Genomic DNA, 278 nt, shown 5'->3' on the forward strand with positions numbered 1-278 from the left:
GGCCAAGATCAAGGCCGACCTGCGTCCGGCGTTCTACCTGGGGCGCGACGTGCTGGCCAACATGGTGGCGGCCAACAAGCAGCAGGCCGATGAATCCGCCATCGGCATCCAGCGGGCGGTGGACAAGGCCGAGGTCGGCATGCTGGCGTCGCTGGGGCTGGCGGTCATCGCCGCGGTGATCTGCGGCATCCTGTTGATGCGCGCCATCGTCAATCCCATGCGCAGCATCGTCAAGACGCTGGAAGCCACCGGCGGCGGCGACCTGACGCGCCTCGCAG

The 278-nt window shown here is 68.3% G+C and carries 1 pseudogene; it reads left to right on the top strand.

Annotation, left to right across the window (positions count from 1 at the left end):
* Positions 1 to 278 (top strand): annotated as a pseudogene (locus SB751_RS29945) (methyl-accepting chemotaxis protein); the annotation flags it as partial.

It is taken from the genome of Cupriavidus sp. SIMBA_020 (assembly GCF_046535395.1).
In the GTDB taxonomy this organism is placed as follows: Bacteria; Pseudomonadota; Gammaproteobacteria; order Burkholderiales; family Burkholderiaceae; genus Cupriavidus; species Cupriavidus campinensis.